Below are 16,337 nucleotides of genomic sequence, written 5' to 3' on the forward strand. Positions count from 1 at the left end.
AAGAAATGAATCTTTCATACATATTGTTCGTATAAAAAATAGAGATAAGGAGGAAAGACCTATGGTTCTAAAAATTGAAAGTGTTACAAAACGATTTGGTCATTTCACAGCTGTTAGTAATCTAACTCTTACTATTCCCGAAGGAGAGATATTTGGATTCTTAGGGGCAAACGGTGCAGGTAAAACCACCACATTTCGAATGATTTTAGGTCTATTAGATTCTAATGAAGGAAAAATTTCTTGGGATGGTCAACCAATCAATTATTCTACTAGCCATCTAATTGGTTACTTACCAGAGGAAAGAGGATTGTATCCAAAGCTTAAGGTGAGCGAACAAGTTGTTTACTTAGCTCGTTTGAGAGGAATGAACAAAAAGGACGCACTAAAGGAATTGGCGCATTGGCTGGACCGTTTTAAAGTACCAGAATATATGAATAAAAAAGTTGAGGAATTGTCAAAAGGGAATCAACAAAAAATACAATTTATCTCTGCTATATTACATAAACCAAAGCTTTTAATCCTAGATGAACCTTTTAGCGGTTTGGATCCCGTGAATGTAGAACTGTTAAAAGAAGCCGTGATTGATCTAAAAAGGAATGGAACGACAATTGTATTCTCAAGCCATCGTATGGAACATGTGGAAGAACTTTGTGAATTTTTATGTATCATGCACAAAGGTAAACCCGTCGTTCATGGAGAACTAAAAGGAATTAAACGTAATTTTGGTAAAAAGAACCTTATCATACATGCTGACTTTCCACTTGATTTCATTAAAAATCAAAGTGGAGTTACGAAATTCAAAACTACGGTTGAAGGTGCTAATATTCAAATAGAAAATGAGGATATGGCTCAGCGTATCTTAAAGGATCTTGTTGGGAAAGGGGTTATCCGTAAATTTGCCCTTGAAGAGTCGTCCCTCAATGATATTTTTATAGAAAAAGTAGGTGCTTCCTATGAATAAATTTTGGATTATTCTCTTTCATACCTATACATCAAAAATTAAAACAAAATCCTTTATTATCACGACAATCATATCGGTCGCTATACTTTTAGGTTTAACCAATATGAATCGAATTTTAGAAAACTTTAATAAAGATTCAGATAAAAAAGTGATTATAATAGATGAGACGGAGCAGTTACAGACTGCTCTCATGGATCAAATAAAGGTAATGGATAAGGAGCTTCAACTCGAAAGTTTTTCTGGAAGTACAGAAGAAGCAGAAAAGTTAATAAAAGATGGTTCATATAATGGTCTGTTAACTCTTTCTTTTAATAAAGAGTCCCTACCTGAAGCCACTTACAAAACAAAAAGTTTAGCAGAAACGGAAATCTCTAGAGAGCTTGAAACGGCCCTACAGCAGATAAAAACAGCTTTAACTGCATCTAAAATCAATTTAACAATGGAACAATTAGCCAAATTAAATGAGCCGGTTCATTTTGAAAAAAAGGCACTTGAAAAAGATGCAAAGACTGAAGAGGAACTTAATCAGGCTAGAGGTTTAGTTTACGTTCTACTATTTATTATTTATTTTTCAGTAATTATGTACGCGAATATGATTGCGATGGAGGTCGCCACAGAAAAATCCTCTAGGGTTATGGAGATTTTAATATCAAGTGTCTCTCCAGTAAAGCAAATGTTTGCAAAAATACTAGGGATTGGATTGCTTAGTTTAACACAGCTCGCAATACAGCTCTCAGTAGGATACATTTCTGTAAAGCGTAATTTAAGTACCATGGATGGTGGCTTTTTTGAGTTTTTTGGATTCAACAGTCTGCCGAATATGACTATTGTATTTGCAGTTGTCTTTTTTGTATTAGGATATTTCTTATATGCTACTCTAGCAGCTTTTCTTGGGTCTCTGGTCAGCCGGATTGAGGATGTTCAACAAATGATTACACCAATGACCCTATTAGTGGTGGCAGGATTTATGCTTGCCGTTTTTGGTTTAGGAAACCCTGAGGCTTCTTATGTAAGGATAACATCCTTTATTCCGTTCTTTACACCCATGATTATGTTCTTGCGTGTGGGAATGCTGAATATTCCTTTTTGGGAAATTTCCTTAAGTATCCTGATTTTGGTAGGTACGATTGTATTTTTAGGAATTTTTGGTGCCAAGGTATATCGAGGCGGAGTATTAATGTACGGAAAATCTAATTCTATTAAGGATATAAAAAAAGCGATTCAATTAGGGAAAAATGAATGATATGTAACCAAAAACGCTGGGAAAAGAAAAATCCTAGCGTTTTTTAAATGTTTTTAAACCTTTTCTCTCTGTTAATTGTTATATATGTGAATTGAAAAAAAGGGGGGATATGGAATGTCAGAATTAGAGTTTTTTGAAACGTATAAATGGGAAGTGTATAAAACATGTTTTTACATGCTACAAGATAAACATGAGGCAGAGGACATGACTCAAAATGTTTTTATACAAATCTTTCATCAAGATTATCATAAGATAGCAAATATAAAATCTTGGATACTCAAAATTACATTAAATATGTGTAGAAATTACTTGAAGAGAAAGAAGAAAGTTATTGTGGTGGAAGATATATTTAAAATGGAGAAGGCTTCCACCAATTTGGAGTCTGAATTTGACAAGAAACATCTTCAGCAAGATATGTTATCACTATTATCAAAGCTTCCTGACCGAGCTAGGGATGTAATCATTCTAAAATACCTACACGATATGAAAAATAGGGAAATCGCTGATTTGTTAGGTATAACGGAAGGAACGGTAAAAGCGAGCTGCCATTATGGATTAAAACTATTACGTGTAAATATATCCAATCGAAGTATGCTTGATATTGTTAAGGAGGGTATTTAAATGAAGAGTGAGCACGAGTTTAGTCAAATGATGAAGAGTAGTGAAGGGATACCAGCTCCAGACTTTGATAAAATTTGGGGGAATATTCAAAAAAGCAAGAAGAAGTCAAAATGGAATTATAAATGGCTCGTTCCTGCAGCTATTATGGTACTAGGGCTTTCTTTTGGATCTTTTGCTAATGCTGGAAAATTAATGGATTTTATCCAATTAAAGATTGGGAATGAGGAAGTAGTAGTGGAGAATCAAAATCCGTTTCAACCTGATAAAGATGCTCCTGAGTCTGTAACAAACCATATGGTCAAATTTGATAATGAGAATGCAGAAGAAATTATGGGCTTTCTTCCTGTACAGCCTGCCTATCTACCAGAAGGTTATCATTATACAAACGAAGAGGGAATCAGTGGAATACCTAATTACGATGATAAAGGGAAGTTATTAAATATTAATAGTTCCGAGCCAAGTTATCATATCTATTATAGTAAAGGTGAGGGTTTAGAAAACCATTTTCAACTAAATTATTATATTAGAGAGATAAAGCCAAATACAAGATTTACCCTTCCGCGAACGAATCCAGAATCCATTGAAATATTGGGGCTGCAAGGCGTAACTCATGATAATGGGGTATTGATTAACAAAGAGTTGTCTAATAATAAAGAGCTAACGATAGAGATTTTCACTGAGGGTAAAATTTCAAAAGAAGAATTAATCAAAATGATGGAAAGTATTCTAAAGCAACTATAAAGTTGTAAATAAACATTCTTTCTGAGACCTAACTTTTTGTTAGGTCTTTTCCTCATGTTTTTATTGATTACTGAAAATTCATAAATTATAATAAGTGAAAGTATTTCGAGCTTAGAAATAGTTGAGGAAGGGGTAGTTGAGATGATAGAACTATTAAAAACATTAACCAATCTTTCTGGTCCATGTGGCTATGAGCATTCTGTTAGTTATTTTTTAAATGAGTATTTGAAGGACAAAGTAGATGAGGTTAAAATTGATCCTATTGGTAATGTCATTGCTAGAAAAAAGGGTGACAAGCCAGGTCCTACAATTCTATTAACTGCCCATATGGATGAGATTGGTTTTATTGTTAAGAAAATTGAATCTAACGGCTTATTACGTTTTGAAAAGCTTGGAGGTCATGATGATCGAATTTTGCTTGCTCAACCCGTAAGAGTAATGGGGGAAAATGGCGACATTCCAGGTGTGATTGGAACGATTTCAGCTCACTATGCAAAGTTTGATGATCCAGGAAAAATTAGAAAACATTCACAGTTATACATAGATATTGGCGCAAGCTCAAGAGAAGAGGTATACGAGTTAGGAGTTGAAATTGGGACTCCTATTACATGGGGAACTGAGTTTCAAGTCTTTGGTCCAAGTCAAAAACAAAAAATCCGTTCAAAAGCATTGGATGATCGAGCTGGTTGTGCGGTGATAGTCCAAGTTTTAGAGGAACTGCAATCGAGTTCATTTGCAGGGGAATTAGTATTTTTATTTGCTGTACAAGAAGAAGTGGGTCTTCGCGGTGCAAAAACAGCCTCTGAACATATTAATGCTGATGCAGCCATTGCTATTGATACAACAGCTGTAAGTGATACTCCCGAAGAAACAATGGACCAAACTTTAGCTCTAGGAAATGGTACAGGCATTAAGGTACTAGATTTTAGTTTAATTGTTCATAAAACAATGAAAAATTTGCTTATCAAACTTGCAAAGGAAAACAAAATCCCTTATCAGCTAGAAGTGTTCCCTGGAATTGGTACAGATGGAGGGGCCGTCAATTATGCGAACAAAGGAATTCCTACAGGAGTATTATCTATTCCTTCTCGATATGCCCATTCTCCAGTAGAAGTAATTGACCTAAGCGACCTAGAGGCAACAAAGGATTTAGTAAAGCAGTTTATTTTGAATCTTCATGAAGGACAAACATTTCCTTTCTAAATAGGAAAAAGCCCATGGGGGAAGTTACCTCCATGGGCTTTATATTAGGCTCTTTTCTGAAAATTTGTTGCTTTTTCTAACTAATAAATGGGCATTTCACAATATACGGTGTTAAACTCATATGAAAATGAAGAAAAGAGCTGAGCACTTATAAAGAGAGCCTGTAAAAATCCGGCTTTAGGGATTTTTACGAAAACCTCCACAATCTATACGAAAATTACTTTATATTATTTAAACAGTTACTTCTTTCGTATGAGAAAATTCTTCTTCGGCGACACTTTTTACACGTTCTGTAAACTGGACAACCACTTTATCATTGGCAAGTTTCAGAATTAAGTTTAAAAACCACTTTAATGGTCGATTAGTAGACGTATATCTAAAAAGAGTTTTAGATTCATTTACCTTCGTTAACTCATAATCTGCTGTAATTTCAAACATTTTAGCAAGATTAAAAGCAATCTTTAATCTTTTCTCATCAGGAGTATCAAGGTAATCAATCGTTTCGACTTCATATTTCTGAGTTTTCTTTCCTTCTCCATATACTTGCAAATAGACACTTCCAATTTTATTAGGAGTTTCCTTTATAAGTTTATTTTCTCTAACCTGCGGCATAATTTTTTGCATATCTTCTAATGTGCCATCGAATAATTTCCAAACGTTTTCAATTGGTGCATTAATTTGTATATCCCTTGTCCATTGCTTCATAAAGACCTCCAACATTCTGCCGTACTGATCTATTTTATCATATTAACACTATATCTAATTAAAAATGTTCATAAATTTTCAATAAATTGTGAAACTTTCCTTGGGATGACTCGTAAATAAGAATATCACGAATAAACACGTAAAGGTGAAGAATAATGGAGCTATTTGGAACTTCAATTGAATCAATTTATTTAACAATCCTTATTATTTCAGGAGCTGTAACCATCCTTTATATCCTATTTGGGGATGTACTGGAAGGAATCGCAGAAGCTACGGGTTTTTTAAACCCTACACTAAGTTTAGCTTTTATAACCTTTGCTTCTGCAACAGGCTATTTATTTGAATTACTTACATCATTTAATCATTATCTCACACTATTCCTGTCCATTATTTTGGCTATTATTCTTGATGTTTTATTGAATGTGTTCGTGTTAATTCCACTATCAACAGCAGAGGAGTCTCTTGCTTATTCAGAGAATTCATTAAGGGGAAGAGTGGGAAAAGTTATTATCCCGATACCCATAGACGGTTTCGGTGAGGTGATTATTCAAAGTAGCAGCGGGACGATTGCAAAATCCGCGAAGTGCTTTGAAAATAAAGGTATTGCTGAAGGACAAAAGGTTTTGGTGATTGATGTTCAAGATGGAGTTCTACTCGTTTTACCTTATGATCAAGTAGAACAATATTTACTTTAAGGAGGATGCTAATGTTTACACCTGTATTTATTGTAGTAGGTTTAGTGGTATTTTTGTTAATTGCTTTTATTGCTGTGTTTATTGCCAAATATCGAACAGCGGGACCCGATGAAGCTTTAATTATCACGGGTAGTTATTTGGGAAGCAAAAATGTCCATGTAGATGAATCTGGTAATAAAATAAAGATTATTCGTGGCGGTGGTGCATTTATTTTTCCAGTGTTCCAGCAATCTGAGCCTCTAAGCTTACTTTCTAGTAAACTAGAAGTTTCAACTCCTGAAGTTTATACGGAGCAAGGTGTACCAGTGATGGCAGATGGTACTGCAATTATTAAAATTGGCGGTTCCATTGAAGAAATTGCTACTGCTGCGGAACAGTTTTTAGGTAAACCCAAAGAAGATCGAGAAAATGAAGCGAGAGAGGTTTTAGAGGGACATCTGCGTTCCATTCTTGGATCGATGACAGTAGAAGAAATTTACAAAAATCGTGATAAGTTCTCTCAAGAAGTTCAAAGGGTAGCTTCACAAGATTTAGCTAAGATGGGGCTTGTCATTGTTTCATTTACTATTAAAGATGTGAGAGATAAAAACGGTTACCTAGAATCATTAGGGAAGCCGCGTATTGCTCAAGTAAAACGAGATGCAGATATTGCTACAGCAGAGGCTGAAAAAGAAACACGTATTAAAAGAGCAGAAGCAGACAAGGATGCTCAAAAGGCTGAACTAGAGCGGGCAACTGAAATTGCTGAAGCTGAAAAAGAAAATCAAATGAAAATTGCCGATTTCCGTCGTGAACAAGATGTAGCGAAAGCACGAGCTGACCAAGCGTACGACCTTGAAACAGCCAGAGCGAAGCAAGAGGTAACAGAGCAGGAAATGCAAATTCGAATTATTGAACGTCAAAAACAAATTGAACTCGAAGAAAAAGAAATCTTACGTCGCGAAAGACAATATGATTCTGAAGTGAAAAAGAAAGCAGATGCAGATCGTTATGCAGTTGAACAGGCAGCAGCTGCAGATAAGGCTAAACAATTAGCGGAAGCGGATGCAAATCAATATCGTATCGAGTCACTAGCGAAAGCGGAGGCAGAAAAGGTTAGGATGGATGGTTTGGCTAAAGCAGAAGCAGAAAAGGCCAAAGGGGAAACAGAAGCTGAAATTATCCGATTAAAAGGTCTCGCAGAAGCTGAAGCAAAACAAAAAATTGCGGAAGCCTTTGAGAAATACGGTCAGGCTGCAATTCTTGAGATGATTGTGAAAATGCTTCCTGAATATGCGAAACAAGTGGCAGCTCCTTTATCTAATATTGATAAAATCACAGTTGTGGATACTGGGGGAGGAAATGGTGAAAACAGTGGTGCTAACAAAATCACTGGCTATGCCACAAATTTAATGTCTTCCCTGCAGGAATCTCTAAAAGCATCTTCAGGAATTGATGTAAAAGAACTATTAGAAAACTTCTCAGGAAAAGGAAATGTTCGTCAAAGCATTGAACAACTGTCCGCAGAAGTATCAAAAGCAAACACAACACAAAACAACAGCCAAAACGAAGAAATGAAATAAATCCTTTAACACAGTAACGCGCCGGGGGTCAGACCCCCGGCGCGTTACTGTGTTAAAGAGGGTTCGAACTGAAATAAGAACGTGCATTCGCTTTTTGTGGATGGTAAAATAGTATACAGATAGATAACTTGAAAGGAAGAGTCTATGAAAAAGATAAAGTTTCTCCATACGGCTGACCTTCATTTAGATAGCCCAATGGTAGGTTTAAGTCACCTACCTGAAAAAATATATAAACGATTATTAAATAGTACTTTTGTGGCACTTAAACAATTGGTTGATGCAGCAATAGACAACAAGGTTGATTTTGTCATTATAGCAGGTGATATTTATGATGGGGAGGACCGAAGTATCCGTGCACAGGTTCTATTCAGCAAGGAAATGGAAAGGTTAAACTCCTTTGGAATTCCTGTTTTCCTCATTCATGGCAATCATGATCACCTTGGTGGAACTTGGGCTCAAATCCCATTACCTTTCAATGTCACTTTGTTTGGACCAGAGGTTGAAATGCACTCCTTTGTTAAGGGTGATACAAAAGTTCATTTGTATGGATTTAGTTATCCCCGCAGACAAGTAATGGATAAAAAAATTGATGACTATCAAAAAATACAAGGTGCCGATTTTCATATTGGTATACTCCATGGAAATGATGGAGGCAACAGTACTCATGGAAATTATGCCCCTTTTTCTGTAACAGATCTATTGGAAAAAGGCTTTGATTATTGGGCATTAGGACATATACATAAGCAAAGAATTATAAGTGAATTTCCTCCGATCCTTTATCCTGGGAACATTCAAGGTAGGCATCATAAAGAAGCTGGGCCTAAAGGGTGCTACGAAGTAACTTTAAGTGAAACTGATGTCCAATTAAACTGGATCGATACTGCTGATATAGAATGGGATACCTTAGAAATAGATGTTAGTCAAAGTCATGACTTTCACGATATTCTCCGCCTATGTTTAGATACGATCAATCAGTTTAGGGTAATACAATTAAATGGAAAAATAATAAAATTGATTTTGAATAACCTTCAGCCAATTGAAGGAAAAGAGAGTTTAATTAATGGTGACTTATTAGACATTCTTCAAGAAAATGAACATAATGAAGAGAATTTTATTTGGGTCTCTTCTATTGAAACCAATGAGCTAAAAACCTACGACAAAGAGGCTTTAAAAGGAGAAGATGGTTTTTTCAAGGAACTGTTTGAAACAATCGAAACTTTTACTGACATAGACAGTGCTTTAGAGCCCTTATACCAACATCATTTAGCACGCAAATATATTAGTAGACTAAATGAAGGGGAACAAGAAAATATCCTACTTGAAGCAGAGAAGCTAGTAATCCAATATCTTTTTGATAAATAACAAAGGGGAGGTGGAAAAATGAAGATACTAGAAATCAATATTTACGGCTATGGAAAAATGGAAAATGTTAAAATGAATCATTTAGCAGATTTCCAAGTTTTTTATGGTCCAAATGAAGCTGGAAAATCTACAATCATGTCCTTTATTCATAGCATCTTATTTGGTTTCCCTACAAAACAGCAGAACGACCTTAGATACGAACCGAAAAGTCACACGAAGTATGGGGGAGAGCTAATCATACTCCATCCTACTTCAGGAAAAGTAGTGATAGAAAGAGTAAAAGGAAAAGCTACAGGGGATGTAATCGTAAAGTTTGAGGATGGAACAATTGGTGGCGAAGAACAATTAGCTCTACTAATGAAAAGTATCGATAAGATCATGTATCAAAATATATACTCCTTTAACCTTAATGGTTTGCAAAACATTCACCAAGTTAAAGGGGAAGATTTAGGCAAATTTTTATTCTCAGCAGGTGCAGTTGGTACAGATAAACTTGTAAAAGTGGAAAATGAACTGAAAAAGGAATTGGAAACACGTTTTAAACCTGGGGGTAAAAAACCAATCTTAAATGAACAACTAAAAGAATTGCAGGATTTGTACGGAAAAGTAAGGGAAGCTCAAATGAAAAATGAAGAATACTCTTTACTTATAGATGAAAAAATGAATTTAGAACAGTCTATTCATCATAAAGAATCTAAGAAAAGAGGTCTTCAAACGGAAATTAATCGCATAGAGGAATGGAAAAAACTTTTTCCTTACGTCCAGGAGTGGCGTGAGCTAAGCTCTGAGCTAGAAAAAACAAATGCGCCTTCCTTTCCATTAGATGGAATAAAACGTTTAGATGCATTGATACAAATGATGAAGCCTTTAGAAGCGCAATTATCGGCTTTGCAAGATAAAAAAAATCGGTTAAAAGAACAATTATCATCTTTAGATGTAAATCAGACACTCCTCAAGCATGAGGCAGAAATCGAGAATGTTACTTCACAGATTTCTATTTATGATCAGCTAGTTAATGAGTCTTCCAAAATAGAACATCAGCTAAATAGTATTTCTGAAAGACTTAATGAACTTAGGAAGCAGCTTCATTTCCCTTTGGACGAAAATCAACTGTTAGACTTGGACACTAGTATATTCATGAAAGAAAAAGTAAGACAAGCACATGCACAGTTTTTTCGACTCATGGACCAAAAAAAGATGCTAGATCATCATTTTAATGAAGAGAAAGATGCTCTGGACTTGGTTGAAAAAGAAATGAAGGCTCTAACTGAACAAACTTTGCCAGAGTTTCAAAGAGAAAAACTAGGAAAACAGTTAAAACAAAGTACCTTAAGGGAACAGCTCCAAAAAGATTTAAGAGAAGTTCAAAATGATATACTCTATCATCAAACAACTAAACGAACAGAAGGAATTCATTCTGATAAACAGAAAGGTACCACCTATTTTCTTGTTCTATTTTTCCTGGTTTTAGGGGGATGGGGTGGATTAAAACATCAATGGTTCCTGCTTGCTATTACTGGAATTGGTTTAGTCATTCTCTTATTCATGACTTTAAAGAAAGGTACGAATATATCCTCTGTAAAGGATGAACTAATAGTTGTGCTCCGAGAAAAAGAAAAAACATTACTTACAGATATATCTGCCTATGACGATACGGAGCCGGAGTTCATACAGTCTAAGATACAAATAGATGATAGAATACGTGAACAATTACAAACAGCGAAAATAAGATATTCACAACAACAGCATAGATATGAAAAAGTAATCGATGCATTTGAAGAATGGGAGACAGAATCAAGACAATTAGAAGAATCGATGAATCAATTATATGGAGCCTTATTACTACCAAAACAAGTCCCATTTGAAAGAGTGGACGATAGCTTTCAAATCATTACCGATATGAAGGAAATAACACTAGAAAAGAAAAAACTATTGGGACGTAAAAAAGAACTAAATGTAAGGTTAAATGAAATTCAAACAGATATCATGAAATTGGTCGAACGATTTTTACCTGAAACTAAAGCAAACCTAGTTGAATTGGTCTTCCGATTAAAAGAAATTTTAAAGGAAGAGAAGGAAAGAAATGTTCAATTTCAAGGACTACAACAAAAATTAGAAGAACTTCAGGCAGATATTATCACCGTTGAAAAAGAACATGAATACTTGCTTAAAGAACAAACAGAATTATTTGATGAAGTAGGGGCGACTTGCCAAGAGGATTTTCGAAGCAATTATGAGGAAGCTTTGAAACGAAAAAATTTAATAGACCAGAAGATATCTTTAGAAAAGCAATTACAAATGGCAGGATATATGATAAACGACTTTATCCCATATAATCATATCCATCAATTAAATGAGTTATTAGTCCAGGAATCAGAACAGTATCAACAATTAGGAATTGAAGTATCAAATGATTTAAATCATTTGGCTGATATTAAATATCAAATTGCTATCCTTGAGGAAGGCGGTACTTATTCTGAGTTGCTTCATCGTTTCAAGCAAAAGAAATATGAATTGGAGGAACAGGCGAAGATTTGGGGTACCTTTGCTACAGCAAAGCATATTCTGACCTGTACAATAGATCGTTATAAAAATGAAAAACTACCATTATTACTAAAAAAAGCGGAAGAGTATTTTTCCTATTTAACAATGGGTGAATATGTACGGATTCATTCAAAAAAAGAAGGAAATGGTTTTTTAATTGAACGGATGGACCATACTTTTTTTGAAGCAAATGAATTAAGTCAGGCAACAATGGAGCAGGTTTATGTTTCTATTCGTTTAGCATTAGCAACAACCCTTTTTGAAAAAGTGAACTTTCCTATTCTCATCGATGATAGTTTTGTAAACTTTGATGAGAAACGTACAGAAAGAGTTCTTAAGTTATTAAGTGAAATAGAAGGGCATCAGATTCTATTTTTTACATGCCATTCACACTTATTAAGATATTTTAGAGAGGCACAAGTCTATCAAATGAATTCAGGTAAAGAGTTACTTCAGCAACATTTATAATGGGGTAAAAAGGAAATGGATATAGGACTACTTTTCCTATAAATCTGTAATATAATTAGATGAGATGAGAGGAGTGTTCGGAAAGATGGAAAAAGGTATACTGCATTTTGAGGTTGGAGAACAGATGGATCTCTTTTTATTAGTGAAAAGTTCTGTAAAGGGAATAGCAAGTAATGGGAAGCCTTTCTTAACACTAATATTACAAGATCAAAGCGGTGAAATGGAAGCAAAGCTTTGGGATGCTTCTGAGGAAGATATAAAAGCGTATGGTCCAGAGAGTATTGTAAGAATTAACGGTGAAATTCAAAGCTATCGTGGAAGAAACCAATTGAAAATTAGACATATTCGCCCAAGTACTCCTATGGATGCTGTAAATCTTTCAGACTTTCTAGAAGTTGCTCCACTTTCTAAGGATGAGATGACGGGTAGATTAACGCAATATATTTTTGATATGAAGAACCCTAATATCCAAAGAATCACACGCTATCTTATCAAAAAACATCAGCAAGCCTTTCTTGAGTATCCAGCAGCAACCAAAAATCACCATGAGTTTGTGTCTGGTTTAGCCTATCACGTGGTAAGTATGCTTGATTTAGCCAAGTCAATTGCCAACTTATATCCTACTCTAGATAAAGATTTACTCTATGCAGGCGTTATTCTTCATGATATGGGGAAGGTTGTAGAGCTATCAGGGCCAATCTCAACTAGTTATACTTTAGAAGGAAATCTATTAGGGCACATCACGATTATGGTAAATGAAATTGGCAAAGCAGCGGAAGAGCTTGATATCACAGGTGAAGAAGTATTAATGCTACAACATATGGTGCTGTCTCACCATGGAAAAGCCGAATGGGGAAGTCCAAAACCGCCATTAATTAAAGAAGCAGAAATCTTACATTACATTGATAACTTGGATGCTAAGATGAATATGCTAGACCGAGCCCTTGAGAGAGTGAAGCCGGGAGAATTTACTGAGAGAGTCTTTGCGTTAGAAAATCGTTCATTTTATAAACCTAGTTTTCATAAATAGATTTGAATAAGTAAATAGTGGTAGATTATATTTTAGTAGAATAAAAGAGGAATACTGTGAATATCCTAATAGAGAAGGTGGACAACCTTATTTGAAAGGAGACCATATCATGAATATTCCAATTTGGGTGTTTGCAGTATTTTTCGGCATTATCATTAGCGCTTATATGGCCATTCGAACAGGGAAAGAAGAGAGGCAGTTAGAAATGGAGAGTATTGAGCGTGAAGGTGAAATCTATATGAAACGTCTTGAAAAAGAAAAAGATAGCAGAACAGTGAATAAAGAAAGAGTATATGAAGGTTAAAAAGGACTGACAGCTTGTCAGTCCTTTTTTTGATTTATTTAGTTTCAGCTTCTGCTTCTGTATTTAACACGTCTTTTAAATCTTTGTCTTTAATTTCCACTTTTGCAGCTTTCATTTCACGTTGCATAGCCTTTTGAACTGAATCTGCATCAAGCTTTGAAACCTTTAAATCATGTTCGATTTCTTTTTTCATGTCTTTTAGAGGTTTCTTTTCTTTCTTTTCTGTTACTTGAATGATATGGAAACCATGCTCAGATTTCACTGGCTCGCTGATTTGATTCACATCAAGAGCATAAGCTGCATTTTCAAATTCAGGAACCATTTTTCCTGGTCCAAACCAGCCTAAGTCTCCACCATTTGCAGCAGAACCAGGATCTTTAGAATATTCTTTTGCTAAATCTTCAAATTTAGCACCTGTATCAAGCTTTTTCTTGACTTCTTTAGCAGTCTTTTCATCTTCCACTAATATATGTCTAGCTTTGATTTCAGGCTTGTAGGTAGCGTAGTATTCTTCCACTTCTTTATCTGTTACCTTAACATCCTTAATAGCCGCTTTTTCTTGTAGAAGGCCAATTTTAATGGTTTCTCTTAGCTCATCTTCATTTTTATATCCATATTGTGATAAAGCCATTTCGAAATTAGCCCCAAGATCTGCTTTAATTTGGTCCATTTTCGTATTTAGTTCTTCATCTGTTACTTTGTATTCTTTAGTAAGAATTTTTTCATAAATTAATTGCTGTAAAGCCATTTGGCCATACTTGTCCTTCATAGCTTCATATAACTCGTCCTTTGTTACATTCCCTGCTTTTGTTTCTACTACTACATCACTTGAGCTGGCATCGTTTTGATTACATGCTGTTAAACCAATGACTCCGGCAGCAATAGAAAGGGTTAGAAACCACTTCTTCATGTTGAACACTCCTAAATATTAATTTCTTTATGCAATTTTATATCACAAAGCTTACTATATCACAAATGACTATAAGAACAAAAATATTATGAAAAATACCTTAATACTTGGACAAAAAAATAGGCGATAATTTTAATTCCCAAAATTCCTAGGTAGACATATGATATGACGAAGAGTAAAAAGGAAGAAACACATGGCGCCTTTTATTCAGTTTTTGCGTTAAATGTCGTTTTATTCCTTTTGTTAATTATTGTAGGGGCAGCTTACTGTTAAGAAAAATAAATTAGGCATGATAATCGCCTATTCGAAACAACCCTACCATGAATAGTATAAGGTAGCTAAAGATAAAGGGGGTGTTACCATGGGTGGAGGTTACGGCGGAGGATTTGCTTTAATCGTTGTATTGTTCATTTTATTAGTTATTGTTGGTGCTTCTTGGTACTAATATGAAGTGAAGAACGTGGAGAATTATCTCTCCATGTTCTTTAATCTAAAGTAATTTGATGAACATGTTGCTAAAAAACTTTTTTTAGGAGGTAATAATATGTCAGGTGGAGTAGGACATTTTGGTGGAGGATTTGCTCTTTTAGTAGTTCTATTTATACTATTAATTATTATTGGAGCTTCATGGGTATATTAATGAAAAAAGCGGTGAATCATCTTCACCGCTTTTGTTTATTATGTGTATAAAATTTCTACATATGATGAAATTAAAAGGATTGTAACCAAGATGTTTATCGTCTGAAATACCTTTGGTTGTTTATCTTCAGGGATATCTTTTTGAATGCAAAGAGAATTCGTTAGTTTGTTTATGTAAAATAAAATAAAAACCGCAAAGATGATGTAAACGGAGATCATCAACGATTCCCTCCTTAAAGTTAGAATAAGCGGCATTTATAACAAATGCCGCAACTTATTTTATAGTCAAAAAAACGGGCACAATCACTGTATATTAAGATGCTGATTTGTATACTAAGATTTCAAAGCCCTCATCGTTTTCCTCAATGTAAGAATTATTTGGAGCAAATAATATATTTTTAGCTCGAATAAAGTCAGAAACGCAAAGACCGATATGATAAGCTAGTATAATAGTAAAATAGTGACTATAGTTTGGAAGTTCAATATAACCAATAAAAATGAAAATACCTATAAAAAGAAAAGGAAAAAATAAAGCGATAAGAAAATTCCATTTTTTTATCGGATCTTCTACACAAATACGAATAACAGGAATAAAGCCTCCTACTAGATCCACTGATTTTTTTACACGATCGCCTAAATGAGCAATCGGTAAAAAGTGGAAGAATTTATGGAGAGGATACATGAAAAATAAACTTAAGACCAATAACAATAGGTGATTGCTTTTTAATGGTGAAACAGACAAATAAGTTACTGGTACATAGAGAATAATAAACGAAAATAACATCGTTAGGGAAGACAAAATAAAAAGTCTTTGTGAGCCGTACTGTTTAGAGATATTAATCGTCTTCCAGCAATTCATCGAATCGAACCTCCATATGGAGAAATTATTAGTTAGTCACTTGAAAACTTACTAAGATAATGTACGATGAAAGAAGGAAAAAATCAATATGTTTTTTAGACATTATACTATTAATATTTTCGTTTATACATTTATTTAAATTGGGGTGTGACTTTTGGAAGAATCTGAAGTGTTAAAAAAACTACAACTTATACAATATCATCAGCAGCTTATTGTCTCTATGCTTGAAAAATCCAAAGATGAATTTTATAAGCTCGTAATTAAACATGGATTAACGGAGGAAGAAGTTTACGAATTTTTCCAACTTTGTGAGAATATGAGCATTGAATTGGAAAAACAAAAAGCGGAAGGATTTGTCTATTTTCATCCGCTTTATCAACAATTTTCGGATACACTTAATCGTAAACTTTCTATTAAAGAAGTCATAATGGCATGTATCACTCAAAATTTATTTTTACCACTAATGAGTGAGTTAAAAACATATATTTAA

At 34.5% G+C, this 16,337-nt stretch carries 19 protein-coding genes; 15 read left to right on the forward strand and 4 right to left on the reverse strand.

Annotation, left to right across the window (positions count from 1 at the left end; genetic code table 11):
* The first annotated feature begins 61 nt into the window (after positions 1–61).
* From ACSBPO_RS05485 to ACSBPO_RS05505, 5 genes are all read left to right on the forward strand, one after another.
* On the forward strand, positions 62–961 hold the full coding sequence (locus ACSBPO_RS05485; RefSeq protein WP_442599060.1) for an ABC transporter ATP-binding protein: 900 nt from the start codon (positions 62–64) through the stop codon (positions 959–961).
* The gene (locus ACSBPO_RS05490) at positions 954–2,204 is read left to right on the forward strand and encodes an ABC transporter permease (protein WP_442599061.1); all 1,251 of its coding nucleotides are present in this window, start codon (positions 954–956) and stop codon (positions 2,202–2,204) included. Before ACSBPO_RS05485 ends, ACSBPO_RS05490 begins: the two co-directional genes overlap by 8 nt.
* Before the next feature lie 114 nt (positions 2,205–2,318).
* Positions 2,319–2,825, forward strand: a complete 507-nt coding sequence (locus ACSBPO_RS05495) for an RNA polymerase sigma factor (protein ID WP_442599062.1) — start codon at positions 2,319–2,321, stop codon at positions 2,823–2,825.
* Entirely contained in the window at positions 2,826–3,566 is a 741-nt protein-coding gene (locus ACSBPO_RS05500) for a DUF4367 domain-containing protein (RefSeq protein WP_442599063.1), read from the forward strand. It begins immediately after the preceding gene.
* Positions 3,567–3,707: 141 nt separating this feature from the next.
* Complete coding sequence (locus ACSBPO_RS05505) at positions 3,708–4,769, forward strand: M42 family metallopeptidase (RefSeq protein ID WP_442599064.1); 1,062 nt, start codon at positions 3,708–3,710, stop codon at positions 4,767–4,769.
* Between the two features lie 231 nt (positions 4,770–5,000).
* Here the strand turns inward: ACSBPO_RS05505 and ACSBPO_RS05510 are convergent, their stop codons facing one another.
* Positions 5,001–5,474 (reverse strand): SRPBCC family protein, encoded by a 474-nt coding sequence (locus ACSBPO_RS05510; protein WP_442599065.1) that lies wholly within the window; start codon positions 5,472–5,474, stop codon positions 5,001–5,003.
* A gap of 155 nt (positions 5,475–5,629) precedes the next feature.
* Here ACSBPO_RS05510 and ACSBPO_RS05515 point away from each other — a divergent pair, with 155 nt between their 5' ends.
* From ACSBPO_RS05515 to ACSBPO_RS05540, 6 genes are all read left to right on the forward strand, one after another.
* Positions 5,630–6,169 (forward strand): hypothetical protein, encoded by a 540-nt coding sequence (locus ACSBPO_RS05515; RefSeq protein ID WP_442599066.1) that lies wholly within the window; start codon positions 5,630–5,632, stop codon positions 6,167–6,169.
* A gap of 11 nt (positions 6,170–6,180) precedes the next feature.
* Positions 6,181–7,731 (forward strand): flotillin family protein, encoded by a 1,551-nt coding sequence (locus ACSBPO_RS05520; RefSeq protein WP_442599067.1) that lies wholly within the window; start codon positions 6,181–6,183, stop codon positions 7,729–7,731.
* Positions 7,732–7,875: 144 nt separating this feature from the next.
* Positions 7,876–9,093 carry a metallophosphoesterase family protein gene (locus tag ACSBPO_RS05525; protein WP_442599068.1) on the forward strand — a complete coding sequence of 406 codons (1,218 nt, stop codon included), beginning with the start codon at positions 7,876–7,878 and terminating at the stop codon, positions 9,091–9,093.
* An 18-nt stretch (positions 9,094–9,111) separates the two neighbouring features.
* Positions 9,112–12,105, forward strand: coding sequence for an AAA family ATPase (locus tag ACSBPO_RS05530; RefSeq protein ID WP_442599069.1), 2,994 nt, complete (start codon positions 9,112–9,114; stop codon positions 12,103–12,105).
* Positions 12,106–12,190: 85 nt separating this feature from the next.
* A complete protein-coding gene (yhaM, locus tag ACSBPO_RS05535; protein WP_442599070.1) occupies positions 12,191–13,135 on the forward strand; it encodes a 3'-5' exoribonuclease YhaM in 945 nt (314 codons plus the stop codon).
* Positions 13,136–13,244: 109 nt separating this feature from the next.
* Positions 13,245–13,439 carry a sporulation YhaL family protein gene (locus ACSBPO_RS05540; protein WP_442599071.1) on the forward strand — a complete coding sequence of 65 codons (195 nt, stop codon included), beginning with the start codon at positions 13,245–13,247 and terminating at the stop codon, positions 13,437–13,439.
* 34 nt (positions 13,440–13,473) lie between these two features.
* Here ACSBPO_RS05540 and ACSBPO_RS05545 read toward each other — a convergent pair whose 3' ends face one another.
* Positions 13,474–14,349 carry a peptidylprolyl isomerase gene (locus tag ACSBPO_RS05545; RefSeq protein ID WP_442599072.1) on the reverse strand — a complete coding sequence of 292 codons (876 nt, stop codon included), beginning with the start codon at positions 14,347–14,349 and terminating at the stop codon, positions 13,474–13,476.
* Positions 14,350–14,514: 165 nt separating this feature from the next.
* On the opposite strand from ACSBPO_RS05545, the gene ACSBPO_RS05550 reads away from it, so the two are divergent.
* The 3 genes from ACSBPO_RS05550 to ACSBPO_RS05560 all read left to right on the forward strand — a co-directional run bounded on the left by ACSBPO_RS05550 (position 14,515) and on the right by ACSBPO_RS05560 (position 14,989).
* Positions 14,515–14,622: a YjcZ family sporulation protein gene (locus ACSBPO_RS05550; RefSeq protein WP_442599073.1), complete on the forward strand. Its 108-nt coding sequence runs from the start codon at positions 14,515–14,517 to the stop codon at positions 14,620–14,622.
* 88 nt (positions 14,623–14,710) lie between these two features.
* Positions 14,711–14,794, forward strand: a complete 84-nt coding sequence (locus tag ACSBPO_RS05555; RefSeq protein WP_442600312.1) for a YjcZ family sporulation protein — start codon at positions 14,711–14,713, stop codon at positions 14,792–14,794.
* A 99-nt stretch (positions 14,795–14,893) separates the two neighbouring features.
* Positions 14,894–14,989 (forward strand): YjcZ family sporulation protein, encoded by a 96-nt coding sequence (locus ACSBPO_RS05560; RefSeq protein ID WP_442599074.1) that lies wholly within the window; start codon positions 14,894–14,896, stop codon positions 14,987–14,989.
* Between the two features lie 38 nt (positions 14,990–15,027).
* Here ACSBPO_RS05560 and ACSBPO_RS05565 read toward each other — a convergent pair whose 3' ends face one another.
* Entirely contained in the window at positions 15,028–15,207 is a 180-nt protein-coding gene (locus ACSBPO_RS05565) for a hypothetical protein (RefSeq protein ID WP_442599075.1), read from the reverse strand.
* 94 nt (positions 15,208–15,301) lie between these two features.
* Positions 15,302–15,847 carry a DUF3267 domain-containing protein gene (locus ACSBPO_RS05570; protein WP_442599076.1) on the reverse strand — a complete coding sequence of 182 codons (546 nt, stop codon included), beginning with the start codon at positions 15,845–15,847 and terminating at the stop codon, positions 15,302–15,304.
* A 154-nt stretch (positions 15,848–16,001) separates the two neighbouring features.
* Here ACSBPO_RS05570 and ACSBPO_RS05575 point away from each other — a divergent pair, with 154 nt between their 5' ends.
* Positions 16,002–16,337: a DUF1878 family protein gene (locus ACSBPO_RS05575; protein ID WP_442599077.1), complete on the forward strand. Its 336-nt coding sequence runs from the start codon at positions 16,002–16,004 to the stop codon at positions 16,335–16,337.

This window comes from Neobacillus sp. D3-1R, assembly GCF_052180215.1.
Taxonomy (GTDB): domain Bacteria; phylum Bacillota; class Bacilli; order Bacillales; family Cytobacillaceae; genus Pseudoneobacillus.

What these genes read in the sequence shown, in the direction of transcription:
- ACSBPO_RS05485 (WP_442599060.1), top strand. Translation starts at nt 62, where the DNA reads ATGGTTCTAAAAATTGAAAGTGTTACAAAACGATTTGGTCATTTCACA.
- ACSBPO_RS05490 (WP_442599061.1), top strand. Translation starts at nt 954, where the DNA reads ATGAATAAATTTTGGATTATTCTCTTTCATACCTATACATCAAAAATT.
- ACSBPO_RS05495 (WP_442599062.1), top strand. Translation starts at nt 2,319, where the DNA reads ATGTCAGAATTAGAGTTTTTTGAAACGTATAAATGGGAAGTGTATAAA.
- ACSBPO_RS05500 (WP_442599063.1), top strand. Translation starts at nt 2,826, where the DNA reads ATGAAGAGTGAGCACGAGTTTAGTCAAATGATGAAGAGTAGTGAAGGG.
- ACSBPO_RS05505 (WP_442599064.1), top strand. Translation starts at nt 3,708, where the DNA reads ATGATAGAACTATTAAAAACATTAACCAATCTTTCTGGTCCATGTGGC.
- ACSBPO_RS05510 (WP_442599065.1), bottom strand. Translation starts at nt 5,474, where the DNA reads ATGAAGCAATGGACAAGGGATATACAAATTAATGCACCAATTGAAAAC.
- ACSBPO_RS05515 (WP_442599066.1), top strand. Translation starts at nt 5,630, where the DNA reads ATGGAGCTATTTGGAACTTCAATTGAATCAATTTATTTAACAATCCTT.
- ACSBPO_RS05520 (WP_442599067.1), top strand. Translation starts at nt 6,181, where the DNA reads ATGTTTACACCTGTATTTATTGTAGTAGGTTTAGTGGTATTTTTGTTA.
- ACSBPO_RS05525 (WP_442599068.1), top strand. Translation starts at nt 7,876, where the DNA reads ATGAAAAAGATAAAGTTTCTCCATACGGCTGACCTTCATTTAGATAGC.
- ACSBPO_RS05530 (WP_442599069.1), top strand. Translation starts at nt 9,112, where the DNA reads ATGAAGATACTAGAAATCAATATTTACGGCTATGGAAAAATGGAAAAT.
- yhaM (WP_442599070.1), top strand. Translation starts at nt 12,191, where the DNA reads ATGGAAAAAGGTATACTGCATTTTGAGGTTGGAGAACAGATGGATCTC.
- ACSBPO_RS05540 (WP_442599071.1), top strand. Translation starts at nt 13,245, where the DNA reads ATGAATATTCCAATTTGGGTGTTTGCAGTATTTTTCGGCATTATCATT.
- ACSBPO_RS05545 (WP_442599072.1), bottom strand. Translation starts at nt 14,349, where the DNA reads ATGAAGAAGTGGTTTCTAACCCTTTCTATTGCTGCCGGAGTCATTGGT.
- ACSBPO_RS05550 (WP_442599073.1), top strand. Translation starts at nt 14,515, where the DNA reads ATGACGAAGAGTAAAAAGGAAGAAACACATGGCGCCTTTTATTCAGTT.
- ACSBPO_RS05555 (WP_442600312.1), top strand. Translation starts at nt 14,711, where the DNA reads ATGGGTGGAGGTTACGGCGGAGGATTTGCTTTAATCGTTGTATTGTTC.
- ACSBPO_RS05560 (WP_442599074.1), top strand. Translation starts at nt 14,894, where the DNA reads ATGTCAGGTGGAGTAGGACATTTTGGTGGAGGATTTGCTCTTTTAGTA.
- ACSBPO_RS05565 (WP_442599075.1), bottom strand. Translation starts at nt 15,207, where the DNA reads ATGATCTCCGTTTACATCATCTTTGCGGTTTTTATTTTATTTTACATA.
- ACSBPO_RS05570 (WP_442599076.1), bottom strand. Translation starts at nt 15,847, where the DNA reads ATGAATTGCTGGAAGACGATTAATATCTCTAAACAGTACGGCTCACAA.